Below are 16,069 nucleotides of genomic sequence, written 5' to 3'. Positions count from 1 at the left end.
CGATCAGCCCTCGCCCAGGAGCTTGCCGTCCGAGGTCTCGAACTGCTGCTTGAAGGCGGCGATCGCGTCGGCGATCGACTGCAGCGTGTCGTCGGACATCTTGCCGCCCTCGGCGATGCTGGTCAGGAGCTCCTTGCGCTCACGGCGCAGGTACTCCAGCAGCTCGCTCTCGAAGCGACGGATGTCCTCGACCGGGACGTCGTCCATCTTGCCGGTGGTGCCGGCCCAGACGGAGACGACCTGCTCCTCGACGGGCATCGGCTGGTACTGGCCCTGCTTCAGCAGCTCGACCATGCGCTTACCGCGCTCCAGCGACGCCTTCGAGGCCGCGTCCAGGTCGGAACCGAAGGCGGCGAACGCCTCCAGCTCGCGGAACTGGGCGAGGTCCACACGGAGACGGCCGGAGACCTGCTTCATGGCCTTGTGCTGGGCGGAGCCACCGACGCGGGAGACCGAGATACCGACGTTCAGGGCCGGCCGCTGACCGGCGTTGAACAGGTCGGACTCCAGGAAGCACTGGCCGTCGGTGATGGAGATGACGTTGGTCGGGATGAACGCCGACACGTCGTTCGCCTTGGTCTCGACGATCGGGAGGCCCGTCATCGAACCGGCGCCCATCTCGTCGGAGAGCTTCGCGCAGCGCTCCAGCAGACGCGAGTGGAGGTAGAAGACGTCGCCCGGGTAGGCCTCACGGCCCGGCGGACGGCGCAGCAGCAGCGACACGGCGCGGTAGGCGTCGGCCTGCTTCGAGAGGTCATCGAAGATGATCAGGACGTGCTTGCCCTGGTACATCCAGTGCTGGCCGATGGCCGAACCGGTGTACGGCGCCAGGTACTTGAAGCCGGCCGGGTCGGACGCCGGGGCGGCGACGATGGTCGTGTACTCCAGCGCACCGGCCTCTTCGAGGGCACCGCGCACGGAGGCGATGGTGGAGCCCTTCTGACCGATGGCGACGTAGATGCAGCGCACCTGCTTGTTCACGTCGCCCGAGCGCCAGTTGTCGCGCTGGTTGATGATCGTGTCGACGGCCAGAGCGGTCTTACCCGTCTGACGGTCGCCAATGATCAGCTGACGCTGGCCGCGGCCGATCGGCACCATGGCGTCGACGGCCTTGTAGCCGGTCTGCATCGGCTCGTGCACCGACTTGCGGACCATGACGCCAGGGGCCTGCAGCTCGAGGGCGCGGCGGCTGTCGGTCGCGATCTCGCCGAGACCGTCGATCGGGTTGCCGAGCGGGTCGACGACGCGGCCGAGGTAACCCTCGCCGACGCCGACGGAGAGCACCTCACCGGTGCGCTGCACCGGCTGGCCCTCTTCGATGCCGCTGAACTCGCCGAGGACGATCGCACCGATCTCGCGCTCCTCGAGGTTGAGGGCGAGACCGAGGGTGCCGTCCTCGAACTTCAGCAGCTCGTTCGCCATGGCCGAGGGAAGACCCTCGACCTTCGCGATGCCGTCGCCGGCAACGCTGACCGTACCGACCTCCTCGCGCGAGGCCGCGTCCGGCTTGTACGACTGGACAAAGTTCTCCAGCGCGTCCCGGATCTCCTCCGGCCGGATCGTGAGCTCCGCCATCTGGGTTCCCTGCTCTCCTTGTTGGGCCCGAAGTTTCTTAAGGGGGTCTGGGGGCCGACCCCCAGGAATCTTCTGCAATTTCTGCACGGCCCAACCGGGCCGCTGGTCTTGCTCTGTTCTGTTGCTGCGCTGGTCAGCCGGCCATGCGACGGGTCGCCTCGTCGAGGCGCTCCGCGATGGTGCCGTTGATGACCTCGTCACCGACCCGCACCGCGATCCCGCCGAGGACCGTGGGGTCCACATCGAGATTCAGGTGCATCGGCCGACCGTAGATCTTCGCCAGTGCGGCGCCGAGGCGCTGCTTCTGCTGATCGCTCAGCGGCACTGCCGAGGTGACCACGGCGACCATGCGGTCCCGGCGCTCCGCGGCGAGCTTGGAGAGGGACTCGAGTCCCGCTTCCAGGCTACGTCCACGCGGCTGGGTGACAAGCCGCGTCACGAGGCGCTCGGTGGTGGGCCGTGCCTTGCCGCCGAGCAGGCTGCGCAGCAGCTGGCCCTTGGCGGCGGTGGACGCGGACCGGCTGGTGAGCGCGGAGCGCAGCTCCTTGTCGGAGGCAACGATCCGGCCGAACCGGAACAGCTCGTCCTCGACGTCGTCGAGGTCTCCGCCGCGCTGGGCGGCGGTGAGGTCTGCGGTGCTCGCCAGTTCCTCGACCGAGTCGACCAGGTCACGCGACTGCGACCAGCGCGAGCGGACCATGCCGGAGATCAGGTCGACGGTCTCGCCGCCCACCTGACCGCGCAGCAGTCGTCCGGCCAGCTCGGCCTTGGCCTCGCCGGCCTGCGACGGGTCGGTCAGGACCCGTCGCAGCGATACCTCGCGCTGGAGCAGCGCCGTTACGGCGGCCAGCTCCTCGGCGAGCTTCGCCGCGTCGACCGACGTGTTGTCGGTCAGCGCGTCGAGACGCTCACGTGCGGCAGCCAGTGCCTCGCGGCTCGCGCCGTTCATCGGACAGCCTCGGCCTTCGCCTCGAGCTCATCGAGGAAACGGTCGACGGTGCCGCTCTGCCGGGCGTGGTCCTCCAGGGACTCGCCGACGAGCTTGCCGGCCAGGTCGGTGGCGAGCTTGCCCACGTCCTGACGCAGCGCGGAAGCCGCAGCCTTGCGGTCGGCCTCGATCTGGGCGTGGCCGGCAGCGATGATCTCCTCGCGCTGCCGCTGGCCTTCCGCCCGCATCTCCTGCAGGATCACGACGCCCTGCTCCTGCGCCTCCTGGCGCAGGCGCGCGGCCTCGTGGCGGGCCTCGGCGAGCTGAGCCTTGTACTGCTCAAGCACGCTCTGGGCTTCGGTCTGGGCCGCATCGGCCTTCTCGATACCGCCTTCGATGGCCTCGCGGCGCTCTTCCAGAACCTTGTTGATGTTCGGGAGGAGCTTCTTGGCGAGGAAGCCGAAGACGATGACGAAGGCGAGCAGACCGATGACGAGCTCAGGGATCGGCGGAATAAGCGGGTTCTCCGCCTCTTCGGCCGCGAGCTGAACCAGGGGGTTCACATCAGTGCCTTTCGTCGTTTACGGACTAGTCGCGGTTCGTCTAGTAGACGAACGGCATGACCAGACCGATGAGGGCGAGCGCCTCACAGAACGCGAAGCCGAGGATCTGGTTGGCGCGGATCAGGCCGGCAGCCTCGGGCTGACGGGCGAGAGCCTGGGTGCCGTTACCGAAGATGATGCCGACGCCGACGCCGGGGCCGATGGCGGCAAGGCCGTAACCGACGGAGCTGAGGGAACCTTCGACAGCAGCAAGGGTCTGGGACATGCCAGTTCTTCCTTCTCTTTCACGGACCGGTGGGGGTTGGCCACCGGACGACTGGGGGTATGGGAGGCGCGCGATCAGTGGTGTTCGGCGACGGCGCCCTGGACGAAGGTGCACGCCAGAAGCACGAAGACGTACGCCTGAACAGCCTGGATGAACAGCTCGAAGGCGGTCATTGCGAGGACCATCACGAACGAGACACCCGCGTAGGCGATACCAATGCCGTTGAGCAGGTACCAGCTGGCGATCGTAAAGAGCAGCAGCAACGTGTGACCGGCGAACATGTTCGCGAAGAGTCGGACCGCGTGCGTGAAGGGGCGGACCAGGACGTTCGAGAAGAACTCGATGACCATGACCAGCGGGAGCACCGCGCCGAGCGACTTGTCGTAGCCCGTCAGGTTCTTGAAGCCGCCGACGAAGCCGTGCCTCTTGAACGTGATGCTCATCCAGAGGATGTAGACGATCAGGGCCAGACCGGCCGGGTACGCGATGATCGACGTCACCGGGAACTGGGCGAGCGGGATGATCGACCAGAGGTTCATCATCCAGACGAAGAAGAAGATCGAGACCATCAGCGGGACGTACTTCTCGCCCTCGCGCTTGCCGAGCGTCTCGTAGACGATGCCGCGGCGTACGAAGTCGTAGCCGGCCTCGGCGACCATCTGCAGCTTGCCCGGAACGACCTTCGGCTTACGGAAGGCGGCCCAGAAGAAGCCGACGATGATGACCGTACCGAGGAGCGCCAGCAGCATCGTCTTGTTGAAATAGACGTTGCTGTCCGCGTCACCGAAGATCGGCTCGAACAGGAAAGAGTGCAGGCCGGGACCCGGGAAACCACAACCGTCGAAGATGTGGCAATCGGTCTCGAAGGCGAGCACCTGTGTCGGGTCAGCACTCACCGCGGGCTCCTTCAGCGTGGCGCATAGGTACGGCAACCTCGTTGTGTCGGCGCGGCGCGCAGCCGCGGTTCGGCACTGGACTGGTGTTACGGATGTGTGAGCGGCAGTCAGGCATTGAGCCTCGCGATCGAGCAGGCGTCAGCTCACATGCCCGCGCCCGCAGTGCCGCAGTTGGAACCGGACGATAGCAGGGTCCTGGACGTCCACTTATCCCGCCCCTACCCTTCACGACTTCGACCCCGAGTTCTTGGGCTTTTCGCCCTTGTCGGGCTCGGGTTCGACGTAAAGGATCTTGGCCTTCATGTGCGCACGCGCCTGTGCGCCGATCCACACGAGAGTCGTCGCGACCAACGTGATCGCGAAGGCCTTCGGGTTGAACATCGTCGTGTTCTTGAATACGGCGACAAAAATGAACAACAGGAGAAGCTGAGCTGTATACAACATCAGCCCCATCGCCTGGAACAGGTGAGGCAGGGACTTCGCGGTCCGTTGCAGGACGACGAGTCCGATCCCCATGAAGAGCATCACCACGATCGTCGCAATGATCGCGCCCAGGGCTCCCTTGCCACCGGCAACACCACCGCTGATCGCGGCGGCGACAGCGCCGGCGGCAGCGGTGGGTACGGCGGCCTGGAGGAGAGTCCGGACGTCGTTGGACGGCATGGCGGCAGCTCCGCTTGCAGGGGGTGGGCAGTGTGTCGTCATGGACGAGCGTAGGCCCGGTCCGAGGCGATGCCTCGGGCCGATGGACCGCGCTACTCAGGTCCTTCGGCTCTGTCACCGGGCTTCGTGAACGGTATCACAAACTATTTGATGAGGTCTTTACCAAGAAAGTGTGCTCGCTGTCACACATGTGAGGGAATCTGCGCGCGTGAGCAGGACAACCCTCTGGGTTGTCTGGTATTGCCCCTTGATGACCGAATGGTCAGCGCGCGGAATCAGCCTTGTCTCTGTCCGAAAGACGCGAACGGGGGCCGATGGCAGTCGCCCCGTTGACGCCGGAGACCCCCACGACGACCGGGGCCCGCTCCTGGAGCCTGTGCCCCTCCTGCCCCATCTGCGTCTCCAGCGGCCCCTGTTGGGCCTCCGGGGCCGGCGACGAGGATTCCCCTTCCGACACCTCACCCCTGCTGCGGCGATGGCGGTAGCGGGGCGGTACGAAGCGTTCCGCCCAGTACGGCGCCCGCGGAGTGAAGCGGGGCATCAGTAGCAGTACGAGGCCCAGCGCGCTCAGCCCCATGACCACCAGCACGATCCACAGGGACGCCGAGTGCACGGAGTAGCCGACCGCACCGAAGGCGATCAGGGCCGACCAGAAATACATGATCAGCACGGACCTGCTGTGCGAATGGCCGATCTCCAGCAGCCGGTGGTGCAGATGGCCGCGGTCCGCCGCGAACGGTGACTGACCGTTCCAGGTGCGCCGCACGATCGCCAGCACCAGGTCGGCGGCCGGGATCGCGATGATGGTCAGCGGCAGCAGCAGCGGGATGAAGACCGGCAGCATCGCGTGGGTGGCCTCGCGCTCGCTTCCGGCGAAGAGCTTCATCGCGTCCGGGTCGACCTGCCCGGTGACGGAGATCGCACCGGCCGCCAGCACCAGGCCGATCAGCATCGAGCCCGAGTCGCCCATGAAGATCCGGGCCGGATGCATGTTGTGCGGCAGAAAGCCCAGGCACATGCCCATCAGGATCGCGGTGAACAGCGTCGCGGGGGCCGCCGCCTCGATCATGTGCCCGTACCAGAGCCGGTAGGTGTACAGGAAGAACGCCGCGGAGGCGATGCACACCATGCCCGCCGCGAGACCGTCCAGGCCGTCGACGAAGTTGACCGCGTTGATCGTGATGACGACCAGGGCGACCGTGAGCAGCGTGCCCTGCCACTGGGTGAGCGCCACGGTGCCGACGCCGGGGATCGGCAGCCACAGAACCGTCAGCCCCTGGATGACCATGACCGCCGCGGCGATCATCTGCCCGCCCAGCTTGATCAGGGCGTCGATCTCGAACTTGTCGTCCAGGACACCGATCAGCCAGATCAGCGCCGCCCCGGAGAGCAGCGCCCGCGGTTCGTTGGAGAGCTGGAAGACCCAGTCGAGGTTGTACAGGTGCGCCGCGACGATCAGTCCGGCGCACAGTCCGCCGAACATGGCGATGCCACCGAGCCTCGGTGTCGGTTCTCGGTGGACGTCACGCGCACGGATCGCGGGCATCGCCCCGACCGCGATGGCGAACTTTCGCACCGGGCCGGTCAGCAGATAGGTAACCGCGGCCGTGACACAGAGCGTCAGCAGGTAATCACGCACGGGCTGCCCCACAGATTTCGCCGGCCATCTCAGAGGGCCCGGCAGTGAGCTTCGCGGCGTCACGGGGCCGGGGCACGCGCCTCGCCGCGTTGTCGTCAATCACCATGGCTCCTTCCCCGAGCTCTCGGCTGCGCTCGAGCAGGGGAGACCCCATCTGCCTCAATCCTCCGCCTTGCGATGCACGCACCCCGGCCCCGCTCCTTCACCCGCGCTGCCCACTGCCGGGCCCTCTCAGCCCACACCTTAACTACGTCGGGCTCATGGTGAAGGACACGGAGGCCGGGCCGATGGTTGCACGGACCACGTCTACCCCGGATAGGGCGGATATTTCCGGGCCAGTTCCCGGACCTCGGCGCTGATGTCCGCCTCCTCACGTACCGCCGTCCCGAAGAGCACGGCCAGCCGTGCCATGTCGGTGTCGTCCATGCCCTGGGTGGTGACGGCCGCGGTGCCGAGCCTGATGCCGCGGGCGTCCCCGTACGGCAGCGCGCAGGTGTCCAGCACCAGGCCCGCCGCTGCCAGCCGGGCGCGGGCGGTGGGACCGTCGACGCCCAGCGGGGCCGGGTCCGCGACGATCAGGTGGGTGTCCGTGCCGCCCGTGGTGACCTCGAAGCCCTCGGCCTCCAGGCCGGCGGCCAGCACCCGGGCATGGGCCACCACCCGGTGGGCGTACGCCGCGAACGCCGGAGCGGCCGCCTCCCCGAACGCGACCGCCTTCGCGGCGACCGTGTGCATCTGCGCGCCGCCCTGGGTGAACGGGAAGACCGCCCGGTCGATCCGCTCGGCCAGTTCCGCGCCGCACAGGATCATCCCGCCGCGCGGACCGCGCAGCACCTTGTGCGTGGTCGCGCAGACCACATCGGCGTACGGGACGGGGCTCGGCGCCGCTCCCCCGGCGATCAGCCCCATCGGGTGCGCGGCGTCGGCGATGAGAAACGCGCCCACCTCGTCGGCGATCTCCCGGAACAGTTCGTAGTCGGGATGGCGGGGGTAGGAGATCGAGCCGCTGACGATCGCCTTGGGGCGGTGCGCGCGGGCCAGTGCGCGCACCTGCTCGTAGTCGATCAGGCCGCTCTCGGAGTCCACCCCGTAACCGATGAACTCGAACCAGCGGCCGGAGAAGTTGGCGGGCGAGCCGTGGGTGAGATGTCCGCCGTACGGGAGGCCCATCGCGAGCACCGTGTCGCCGGGACGCAGCAGGGCGGCATAGGCGGCGAGGACGGCGGAGGAGCCGGAGTGCGCCTGGACGTTGGCGTGTTCGGCGCCGAAGAGCGAGGTGGCGCGCCGGCAGGCGATGCGTTCGGCGGCGTCGGCCTGCTCGCAGCCGCCGTGGTAGCGGGCGCCGGGGTAGCCCTCGGCGTACTTGTTGGCGAGCGGTGAGCCGAGTGCGGCGAGGACCGCGGGCGAGGTGAAGTTCTCGGCGGCGATCAGCTGCAGGGTGCTCGACTGCCGGTGCAGCTCCCCCAGCAGCACGGCGGCGATCTCCGGGTCCTCCCGGAGCAGGGCGCCGAAGCCCTGCGGCAGGGTGGCCTGGGCGGTGGTGGGGGCGGCAGGAGTGGTGACCGGCATCTGACGGCTCCGGGCCTGGGGAGGGGTGCGCTGACGTCAGCTCCAATGTAGGCCCGTGAGGGGCCCCCTGCCCGCTGTGCGACGACGCCGTACACCCGCCCGGCCCCCAGTGCCGGGCCCGTGAGTACGGCCGTCAGAGTGGCGCAGGAGCGCCCGTTCGGTGCGAGTCGTCCTCAGTGATTGGCCGTGACACCCGTCAAAGCCGTGACCACCGGGTCCAGGGCCTGGTTGAGCACCACTCCCGACGCGCCCCTCGCACCGCTCGGCCCCAGAGGGCCTCCCAGGCTTCGCGCCGCTGCGCCGGCCTCCGGCCGTCGGTGCGAGCCGTCCTCAGTGATTGGCCGCGACACCCGTCAAAGCCGTGACCACCGGGTCCAGGGCCTGGTTGATCTCGTCGCCGATGGAGCGGAAGAACGTGATCGGGGCGCCGTACGGGTCGTACACCTCGTCGGCCTCGGCGGTGGGGGCCAGGAGCCAGCCGCGCAGCGCGGCCGCGGCGCGGACCAGTGCGCGGGCGCGCTCGACGACGCCCTCGTCGCGCGGGTCGGGCAGTGTGGCGGGGTCTATGGCCCGGACCAGCCGGGTGAATTCCTTGAGGGTGAAGGTGCGCAGGCCGGCCGAGTGCCCCATGGAGATCACCTGGGCCCGGTGGTCGCGGGTGGCGGTGAGCACCAGGTCGGCCCGGATCACATGCTCGTCGAGCAGTTCCCGGCCGACGAAGCCGGTGGTGTCGGCGCCGAAGTCGGCGAGGACGATCTCGGCGTTGGCCTCCATGGGGGCGCCTTCGTGGCCCCAGGTGCCCGCACTCTCCACGATCAGTCCGCCCTGACGGGGATCGCCGAGGCGGTCCACCAGGGCATGGCGGGTCAGCCGCTCGGTGATCGGTGAGCGGCAGACGTTGCCGGTACTGACGTGGAGGATGCGGAAAGTGTCGGACTGCCCCGCTATGCCACGCCCCTCAGGGGCGGTCAATTGGCCACCTCGAGGTCGGGTACCACCTTGCGGAGCTCCTCGGCCGAGAGCGCACCCGTGCGCAGCAGTACGGGAACCTTGCCGGTCACGTCGACGATCGACGACGGCACGATGCCGGGCGTCGCGCCGCCGTCGAGGTAGACGGAGACGGAGTCGCCGAGCATGTCCTGGGCGGCGTCGCAGTCCTCGGGGGCCGGGTGTCCGGTGAGGTTGGCGCTGGAGACGGCCATCGGGCCGACCTCGGTGAGCAACTCGATGGCGACCGGGTGCAGCGGCATCCGGATGGCGACGGTGCCGCGGGTGTCCCCGAGGTCCCACTGCAGCGAAGGCTGGTGCTTGGCGACGAGCGTGAGGGCGCCGGGCCAGAAGGCGTCGACGAGTTCCCAGGCCTGCTCGGAGAAGTCCGTGACCAGTCCGTGCAGGGTGTTCGGGGAGCCGATCAGCACGGGCGTGGGCATGTTGCGGCCACGGCCCTTGGCGTCCAGCAGGTCGGCGACGCCCTCGGAACTGAAGGCGTCCGCACCGATCCCGTACACGGTGTCGGTGGGCAGCACGACCAGTTCGCCGCGGCGGACGGCCGACGCGGCCTCACGCAGACCCGTCGTACGGTCGGTCGCGTCGTTGCAGTCGTATCGCCGTGCCATCAGCCGGCCTCCTCAAGCATGTACGGGTATGGCGGGTACGGGTCGTGCGGGTGGTCGCCGCGGGTCACGGCATGGCCTTGCGGGCCGTGGCGAACCGCGGCCGGTTGTTCAGGTCCGGGTGGTCGGCCGCGTCGGCCCAGCCGCGTTCCTCGGTGAAGATCCACGGCACCTGGCCGCCCTGGGTGTCGGCGTGCTCGATGACGACGAGGCCGCCGGGGCGCAGCAGACGGTGTGCGGTGCGTTCGATGCCGCGGATGGTGTCGAGGCCGTCCTCGCCGGAGAAGAGGGCCATGTCCGGGTCGTGGTCACGGGCCTCGGGCGCCACGTACTCCCACTCGGTGAGCGGGATGTACGGCGGGTTGGAGATGACCAGGTCGACCTGGCCGTCGAGCTCGGGAAGGGCGGTGAGCGCGTCTCCGTGGTGGACGGTGACCCTGGATCCCTCGGCGTTCTTCCGCGTCCAGGTGAGGGCCTCCTCGGACAGTTCCACGGCGTGCACGCGGGAGCGGGGCACCTCCTGGGCCATGGCCAGGGCGATGGCGCCGGATCCGCTGCAGAGGTCGACGACGACCGGCTCGACGACATCCATCGCGCGCACGGCGTCTATCGCCCAGCCGACGACCGATTCGGTCTCCGGGCGGGGGACGAAGACACCGGGTCCGACCTGGAGCTCCAGGTAGCGGAAGAAGGCGCGTCCGGTGATGTGCTGGAGCGGTTCGCGGGCCTCGCGGCGGGCGATGGCCTCCCAGTAGCGGGCGTCGAAGTCGGTGTCAGGCACATGGTGCAACTCGCCCCGCTTGACGCCGTGCACGAAGGCGGCGAGCTCCTCCGCGTCGAATCGCGGTGAAGGGACACCGGCGTCGGCCAGCCGCTGGGTGGCCTGGGCCACCTCGGCGAGCAGCAGGTTCATCGCGGTTCTCCGTACGGGGTCACGGGCGGGGCGGGCTCTGTCTGGTGCGGCGTTCTCGTGCGGCGTCTTATGCGGCGGCGAGCTTGGCTGCGGAGTCGGCGTCGACGCAGGCCTGGATCACGGAATCCAGATCGCCGTCGAGCACCTGGTCCAAGTTGTACGCCTTGAAGCCGACGCGGTGGTCCGAGATGCGGTTTTCCGGGAAGTTGTAGGTGCGGATCTTCTCGGAGCGGTCGACCGTGCGCACCTGGCTGCGTCGTACGTCCGAAGCTTCCTGCTCGGCGGCCTCCTGGGCGGCCGCGAGCAGTCGCGAACGCAGGATACGCATGGCCTGCTCCTTGTTCTGGAGCTGGCTCTTCTCGTTCTGGCAGGAGGCGACGACACCGGTCGGCAGGTGGGTGATGCGGACCGCGGAGTCCGTCGTGTTGACGGACTGGCCGCCGGGGCCCGAGGAGCGGTAGACGTCGATACGGAGATCGTTGGCGTGGATCTCGACGTCGACCTCCTCGGCCTCGGGCGTGACGAGCACACCGGCGGCGGAGGTGTGGATGCGGCCCTGGGACTCGGTGGACGGCACCCGCTGGACGCGGTGCACCCCGCCCTCGTACTTCAGCCGGGCCCACACGCCCTGCCCGGGCTCGGTGGCGCCGTTGCCGCCCTTGGTCTTCACGGCGACCTGGACGTCCTTGTAACCGCCGAGCTCGGACTCGGTGGAGTCGATGATCTCGGTCTTCCAGCCGACGCGCTCGGCGTAGCGCAGATACATCCGCAGCAGATCGCCGGCGAACAGGGCGGACTCGTCGCCGCCCGCGCCCGCCTTGATCTCCAGGAGCACGTCCTTGTCGTCGCTGGGGTCGCGCGGGACCAGGAGGAGGCGGAGCTTCTCGGTGAGCTCTTCGCGCTGCTTCTCCAGGTCCTTGACCTCGGCGGCGAAGTCGGGGTCGTCGGCGGCGAACTCGCGAGCCGTCTCGATGTCGTCCCCGGTCTGCTTCCAGGAGCGGTACGCGGCGACGATCGGGGCCAGCTCGGCGTAGCGCTTGTTGAGCTTGCGTGCGTTGGCCTGGTCGGCGTGGACCGCCGGATCCGCGAGCTTCTTCTCAAGATCGGCCTGTTCGCCGATCAGTTCCTCGACCGCCTCGAACATCTTCGGGCTCCTGGTTTCTTCACTCATACGTGCCTGCTGGACGGCGTGCCGCTGTCCGGGCCCGGGTGCGGGGACGGTCCGTACCCCGGACCGGAAAAAAACGCCGGCCTCGGCGCCCCCGGGAAGAGGGCGCCGAGAACCGGCGCAGTGGCTCGCTACTTGCTGACGGAGCCGGCAGCCTTGCCGAAGCGGGCCTCGAAGCGGGCCACGCGGCCACCGGTGTCGAGGATCTTCTGCTTGCCCGTGTAGAACGGGTGGCACTCGGAGCAGACGTCGGCGCGGATGTTGCCGCCGTCGATGGTGCTCCGGGTCGTGAACGACGCGCCACAGGTGCAGCTGACCTGCGTCTCGACGTACTCGGGGTGGATGTCGCGCTTCAAGGGTTTCTCCTAGGTTCGGGAGGGCGCCGGGTCGTACGCGCGGATTGCGCGTCCGTGAACCGGGGCCGACGTACCAGTCTGCCAGGACCGGCCGCATCTCCCAAAACCGGGGGCGGGCCGCAGCTATTCCCGGCCCGGCCGGTCACCGCAGGACGCTGCCCGCGACGCCCTTGTCGCCCGCCGACTTCTCGGTGGCGGAGGCGGGGATGGCCCGGTCGTGCTTGAGCGCCGTCCACACCTGCTGTGCGGACTCCTCCAGCGGTACGACGCGGTTGGGGTCGGCGGGGTCGTACTGCACGGGCAGGGTGACCATGTGGACGTTCTTCGAGCCGAGCCCCTTGAGGCCGTTCGCGAAGCTCGTGAGTTGTGTGACCGAACCCAGGTCGGAGTCGGTGGTGATGGCCTTCGTCGCCGTGTCCGCGAGGCCGAAGAGGGTCTTCGGGCTGGAGAACACACCGACGCTCCTGGCCTGTTCCATCAGCGCCTTGATGAACGCCTGCTGGAGCTGGATGCGGCCGAGGTCGCTGCCGTCGCCGACGCTCTTGCGGGTGCGGACGAGGCCCAGCGACTGCTCGCCGTCCAGGGTGTGGGTGCCGGGTTCGAGATTCAGATGGCTCTTGGAGTCGTTGATCGCCTCGGTGGTGGTGATCTTCACGCCGCCCAGCTCGTCGATGAGCTTCTTGAATCCGGTGAAGTCGACTTCGAGGTAGTGGTCCATGCGGATGCCGGACATGGACTCGACGGTCTTGACCGCGCAGGCCGGCCCGCCGACCTCGTACGCCGTGTTGAACATCGCGCGCTGCCGGCCCGCGACGGCCTGGCCCGTGGTGTCGCTGGTGCAGTCGGGGCGGGTGACCAGGGTGTCGCGCGGGATGGAGACGACGGAGGCGCTCCTGTGGCCCTTGTTGATGTGCACGACCATCGCCGTGTCGGAGCGGGCCGTGCCCTCGTCGGCGCCGTACTTCGAATTCGCGCCGGAGCGGGAGTCCGAGCCGAGCACCAGGATGTCCTCGGAGCCGTTGTCGACGTTGCCGGGGCGGTTCTTGCCGAGCGTCGCGTTGATGTCGACGGCCTTGAGATTGCCGTTGAGCTTGAAGTACGCGTATCCGAGGCCGCCGCCGCCGACGACGACCGCGCCTGCCAGGACCCAGGCGGCTGTCACCGTCGCCCTGCGGCGACGGGAAGGCTTCTTCCGGCGTTTGCCGGTGGCGCGTATTCGGCCGCCGCTCCCGCTCTGCTCGGTCATGCCTCTCCTTCGGTCGTCAGCTTCTCCCGGCTACCCCCTGCAGCGGTGTGCGGGCACTGATTCGTCGCTTGTGGTGACTTGCCGCCACTTCATGCGACTCGTACGACGTCTCGATACCAAGAAGGGTTGCACAACGGTCTGTCGCGTCCGGGTGAGGACGAAGGGGACGCTTGACTTCGGTCAACAGCTGGTGATTCCGCGCTCACCTGCGGTTTCTTGTCCCGTACAGACATCGTGGCGGCCCCTGTTCCCGCGCCACTCGTGTGGCGAAGGTCTCGGATCGGGGGGAAAGGCCCGAATCGACTGCGCCACAAACTCACGGCCGGACGACACAGGGCCGCCCCCGTCGCATCAGTGACGGGGGCGGCCCTGTGATCCAGCCGGTCGGGATACGGCGTCAGTCGTTGCCGTTGCCCGTGGCGGGCGTCGTCTTCTGGATCTGGAGCAGGAACTCCGCGTTGGACTGGGTCTTCTTCATCCGGTCCAGGAGGAGTTCGATCGCCTGCTGCTGGTCGAGCGCGTGCAGCACCCGGCGCAGCTTCCAGACAATGGCCAACTCGTCGCTGCCGAGCAGGATTTCTTCCTTACGGGTGCTGGACGCGTCGACGTCCACCGCCGGGAAGATGCGCTTGTCCGAGAGCTTCCGGTCGAGCCTGAGCTCCATGTTGCCGGTGCCCTTGAACTCCTCGAAGATCACCTCGTCCATGCGCGAGCCGGTCTCGACGAGCGCGGTGGCCAGGATGGTCAGCGAACCGCCGTCCTCGATGTTGCGCGCGGCACCGAAGAAGCGCTTCGGCGGGTAGAGCGCGGTCGAGTCGACACCACCGGACAGGATGCGGCCGGAGGCGGGGGCCGCGAGGTTGTACGCACGGCCGAGACGGGTGATGGAGTCCAGCAGGACGACCACGTCGTGACCCAGCTCGACGAGACGCTTGGCGCGCTCGATGGCCAGCTCGGCGACGGTGGTGTGGTCCTCGGCGGGACGGTCGAAGGTCGAGGAGATGACCTCGCCCTTCACCGACCGCTGCATGTCGGTGACCTCTTCCGGACGCTCGTCGACCAGGACGACCATCAGGTGGCACTCGGGGCTGTTGACCGTGATCGCGTTGGCGATCGACTGCAGGATCATGGTCTTGCCGGTCTTCGGCGGGGCCACGATCAGGCCTCGCTGGCCCTTGCCGATCGGTGCGACCAGGTCGATGATCCGCGTCGTCAGGACGTTGGAGTCGGTCTCCAGGCGGAGCCGGTCCTGCGGGTAGAGCGGGGTCAGCTTCTGGAACTCCGGGCGACCGCGGCCGGTTTCGGGCGCCATGCCGTTGACCGAGTCGAGGCGGACCAGCGCGTTGAACTTCTCGCGGCGCTCGCCGTCCTTGGGCTGGCGCACCGCACCGGTGACGTGGTCACCCTTGCGCAGGCCGTTCTTGCGGACCTGGGCCAGCGACACGTACACGTCGTTCGGGCCCGGCAGGTAGCCGGAGGTCCGGATGAACGCGTAGTTGTCGAGGATGTCCAGGATGCCCGCGACGGGGATCAGGACGTCGTCGTCGGTGACCGGCGGCGCGTCACTCGCGAAGTCCTCGCGCCCACGGCGGCCACGGCGGTCACGGTAGCGGCCGCGACGACCGCGACGGCCGCCCGCCTCGTCGTCGTAACCGTCGTCCTGCGGGCCGCCGCCGCCCTGCGGGCCCTGGCGCTGCTGCTGGCCCTGGCCCTGCCCCTGGCGCTGCTGGCCCTGGCCACTGCCCTGCTCGTCGCCCTTGCCACGGCGGTCGCGCTGACGGTCGCGGCGCTCCCCGCGCTCCCCGCGCTCGCCACGCTCCTGGCGGTCGGCCCGGTCGCCGCGCTGACCGCGGTCCTGGCGCTCACCCCGGCGGCCCTCGGCCGTGTCCACGGCGGCCTCGGCCTTGGCTTCGGCGCGGTCGTCGCTCTGCGGCTCGGCCTGCGTCCGGTCCTCGGCAGACTTGCTCTCCGCCTTGGTCTCCGGGCTGCCCGCCTGAGCGGTCGCACGGCGCCGACGGCGCTCGCCCGTGGGCTGGTCGTCGCTGGCCGGCTGGCCGGGGATGTCGATCTGCTGCTGGGCCGTCGCCTTCTCGGCGGGCGCGGCGGCGGACTCGTCCCCCGTGCGCGTCTTGGAGGTGGCACGGCGCTTCGGCTTGGTCTCGGCATCCGCGGCGGGTGCGGCGGCCTTGGGCGCGGCGGAGCTACCGGCCTGCGCCTCCTTGATGGCCTCGATCAGCTGGCCCTTGCGCATCCGCGCAGTGCCCTTGATGCCGAGGCCGGACGCGACCTGCTGCAGCTCGGCCAGGACCATGCCGTCAAGGCCGGTGCCGGAGCGGCGGCGCCGTGCGGTGGTGCCAGTGGCAGCACCTTCGGCGGGCGCAGCGCTGTCGACGCTCTTGTCGGCAGTCACGCCCATCAGATCGGTGGTGTCGCTCACGAAGGGTCCTTCCCTGGAGCGGACGTCGGCCTTCTGGCTCGGCGACCGGTTGTGCTGTCCGACTGCGGTCTTTTTCTTGCGGACCGTGCCGGGGCGGTGGTCCGCCGGGTACGGCGGAGAGATGAAGGTGTGCAAGGGTCCGGCGCGAGCAACCCCCTGCTCGGCCCACTCCTGGACCAGCGAGGGGTGTCGTGCCGGTTCCGGAGCGTGCACGAAACTGCTCAGGCAGGCTGCTCAG

Annotated in this window: 15 protein-coding genes; all 15 read right to left on the bottom strand. The window is 68.9% G+C overall.

Features of this window, described 5'->3' with window-relative positions; translation table 11 throughout:
• Positions 1–3: 3 nt before the first annotated feature.
• Positions 4–1,575 carry a F0F1 ATP synthase subunit alpha gene (atpA, locus tag OG507_RS27775; protein WP_267001778.1) on the bottom strand — a complete coding sequence of 524 codons (1,572 nt, stop codon included), beginning with the start codon at positions 1,573–1,575 and terminating at the stop codon, positions 4–6.
• 133 nt (positions 1,576–1,708) lie between these two features.
• Positions 1,709–2,524, bottom strand: coding sequence for a F0F1 ATP synthase subunit delta (locus OG507_RS27770; RefSeq protein WP_327369883.1), 816 nt, complete (start codon positions 2,522–2,524; stop codon positions 1,709–1,711).
• On the bottom strand, positions 2,521–3,066 hold the full coding sequence (locus tag OG507_RS27765; RefSeq protein WP_327369882.1) for a F0F1 ATP synthase subunit B: 546 nt from the start codon (positions 3,064–3,066) through the stop codon (positions 2,521–2,523). The genes OG507_RS27770 and OG507_RS27765 overlap by 4 nt, the downstream gene beginning before the upstream one ends.
• Before the next feature lie 40 nt (positions 3,067–3,106).
• Positions 3,107–3,331 carry an ATP synthase F0 subunit C gene (atpE, locus tag OG507_RS27760; protein WP_030545783.1) on the bottom strand — a complete coding sequence of 75 codons (225 nt, stop codon included), beginning with the start codon at positions 3,329–3,331 and terminating at the stop codon, positions 3,107–3,109.
• A 74-nt stretch (positions 3,332–3,405) separates the two neighbouring features.
• Positions 3,406–4,242: a F0F1 ATP synthase subunit A gene (atpB, locus tag OG507_RS27755; RefSeq protein WP_327372123.1), complete on the bottom strand. Its 837-nt coding sequence runs from the start codon at positions 4,240–4,242 to the stop codon at positions 3,406–3,408.
• A gap of 210 nt (positions 4,243–4,452) precedes the next feature.
• Positions 4,453–4,890, bottom strand: coding sequence for a hypothetical protein (locus OG507_RS27750; RefSeq protein ID WP_327369881.1), 438 nt, complete (start codon positions 4,888–4,890; stop codon positions 4,453–4,455).
• Positions 4,891–5,152: 262 nt separating this feature from the next.
• Complete coding sequence (locus OG507_RS27745) at positions 5,153–6,541, bottom strand: MraY family glycosyltransferase (protein WP_327369880.1); 1,389 nt, start codon at positions 6,539–6,541, stop codon at positions 5,153–5,155.
• A gap of 294 nt (positions 6,542–6,835) precedes the next feature.
• Positions 6,836–8,098 (bottom strand): serine hydroxymethyltransferase, encoded by a 1,263-nt coding sequence (gene glyA / locus OG507_RS27740; protein ID WP_327369879.1) that lies wholly within the window; start codon positions 8,096–8,098, stop codon positions 6,836–6,838.
• A 330-nt stretch (positions 8,099–8,428) separates the two neighbouring features.
• Positions 8,429–9,070: an arsenate reductase/protein-tyrosine-phosphatase family protein gene (locus OG507_RS27735; protein WP_327369878.1), complete on the bottom strand. Its 642-nt coding sequence runs from the start codon at positions 9,068–9,070 to the stop codon at positions 8,429–8,431.
• Positions 9,067–9,714 (bottom strand): L-threonylcarbamoyladenylate synthase, encoded by a 648-nt coding sequence (locus OG507_RS27730; protein WP_327369876.1) that lies wholly within the window; start codon positions 9,712–9,714, stop codon positions 9,067–9,069. The genes OG507_RS27735 and OG507_RS27730 overlap by 4 nt, the downstream gene beginning before the upstream one ends.
• A 64-nt stretch (positions 9,715–9,778) precedes the next feature.
• On the bottom strand, positions 9,779–10,624 hold the full coding sequence (prmC, locus tag OG507_RS27725) for a peptide chain release factor N(5)-glutamine methyltransferase (protein WP_327369875.1): 846 nt from the start codon (positions 10,622–10,624) through the stop codon (positions 9,779–9,781).
• A gap of 67 nt (positions 10,625–10,691) precedes the next feature.
• A complete protein-coding gene (gene prfA, locus OG507_RS27720) occupies positions 10,692–11,768 on the bottom strand; it encodes a peptide chain release factor 1 (RefSeq protein WP_327372122.1) in 1,077 nt (358 codons plus the stop codon).
• A gap of 155 nt (positions 11,769–11,923) precedes the next feature.
• Complete coding sequence (gene rpmE / locus OG507_RS27715) at positions 11,924–12,148, bottom strand: 50S ribosomal protein L31 (protein WP_327369874.1); 225 nt, start codon at positions 12,146–12,148, stop codon at positions 11,924–11,926.
• 142 nt (positions 12,149–12,290) lie between these two features.
• Positions 12,291–13,394, bottom strand: a complete 1,104-nt coding sequence (locus OG507_RS27710; RefSeq protein WP_327369873.1) for an LCP family protein — start codon at positions 13,392–13,394, stop codon at positions 12,291–12,293.
• 397 nt (positions 13,395–13,791) lie between these two features.
• A complete protein-coding gene (rho, locus tag OG507_RS27705; RefSeq protein WP_327369872.1) occupies positions 13,792–15,831 on the bottom strand; it encodes a transcription termination factor Rho in 2,040 nt (679 codons plus the stop codon).
• Positions 15,832–16,069: the final 238 nt, after the last annotated feature.

The sequence above is a fragment of the Streptomyces sp. NBC_01217 genome, assembly GCF_035994185.1.
GTDB lineage: Bacteria > Actinomycetota > Actinomycetes > Streptomycetales > Streptomycetaceae > Streptomyces.
This window is presented reverse-complemented; position numbering and strand designations above follow the sequence as displayed.

What these genes read in the sequence shown, in the direction of transcription:
- atpA (WP_267001778.1), bottom strand. Translation starts at nt 1,575, where the DNA reads ATGGCGGAGCTCACGATCCGGCCGGAGGAGATCCGGGACGCGCTGGAG.
- OG507_RS27770 (WP_327369883.1), bottom strand. Translation starts at nt 2,524, where the DNA reads ATGAACGGCGCGAGCCGCGAGGCACTGGCTGCCGCACGTGAGCGTCTC.
- atpE (WP_030545783.1), bottom strand. Translation starts at nt 3,331, where the DNA reads ATGTCCCAGACCCTTGCTGCTGTCGAAGGTTCCCTCAGCTCCGTCGGT.
- OG507_RS27750 (WP_327369881.1), bottom strand. Translation starts at nt 4,890, where the DNA reads ATGCCGTCCAACGACGTCCGGACTCTCCTCCAGGCCGCCGTACCCACC.
- glyA (WP_327369879.1), bottom strand. Translation starts at nt 8,098, where the DNA reads ATGCCGGTCACCACTCCTGCCGCCCCCACCACCGCCCAGGCCACCCTG.
- OG507_RS27730 (WP_327369876.1), bottom strand. Translation starts at nt 9,714, where the DNA reads ATGGCACGGCGATACGACTGCAACGACGCGACCGACCGTACGACGGGT.
- prmC (WP_327369875.1), bottom strand. Translation starts at nt 10,624, where the DNA reads ATGAACCTGCTGCTCGCCGAGGTGGCCCAGGCCACCCAGCGGCTGGCC.
- prfA (WP_327372122.1), bottom strand. Translation starts at nt 11,768, where the DNA reads ATGTTCGAGGCGGTCGAGGAACTGATCGGCGAACAGGCCGATCTTGAG.
- OG507_RS27710 (WP_327369873.1), bottom strand. Translation starts at nt 13,394, where the DNA reads ATGACCGAGCAGAGCGGGAGCGGCGGCCGAATACGCGCCACCGGCAAA.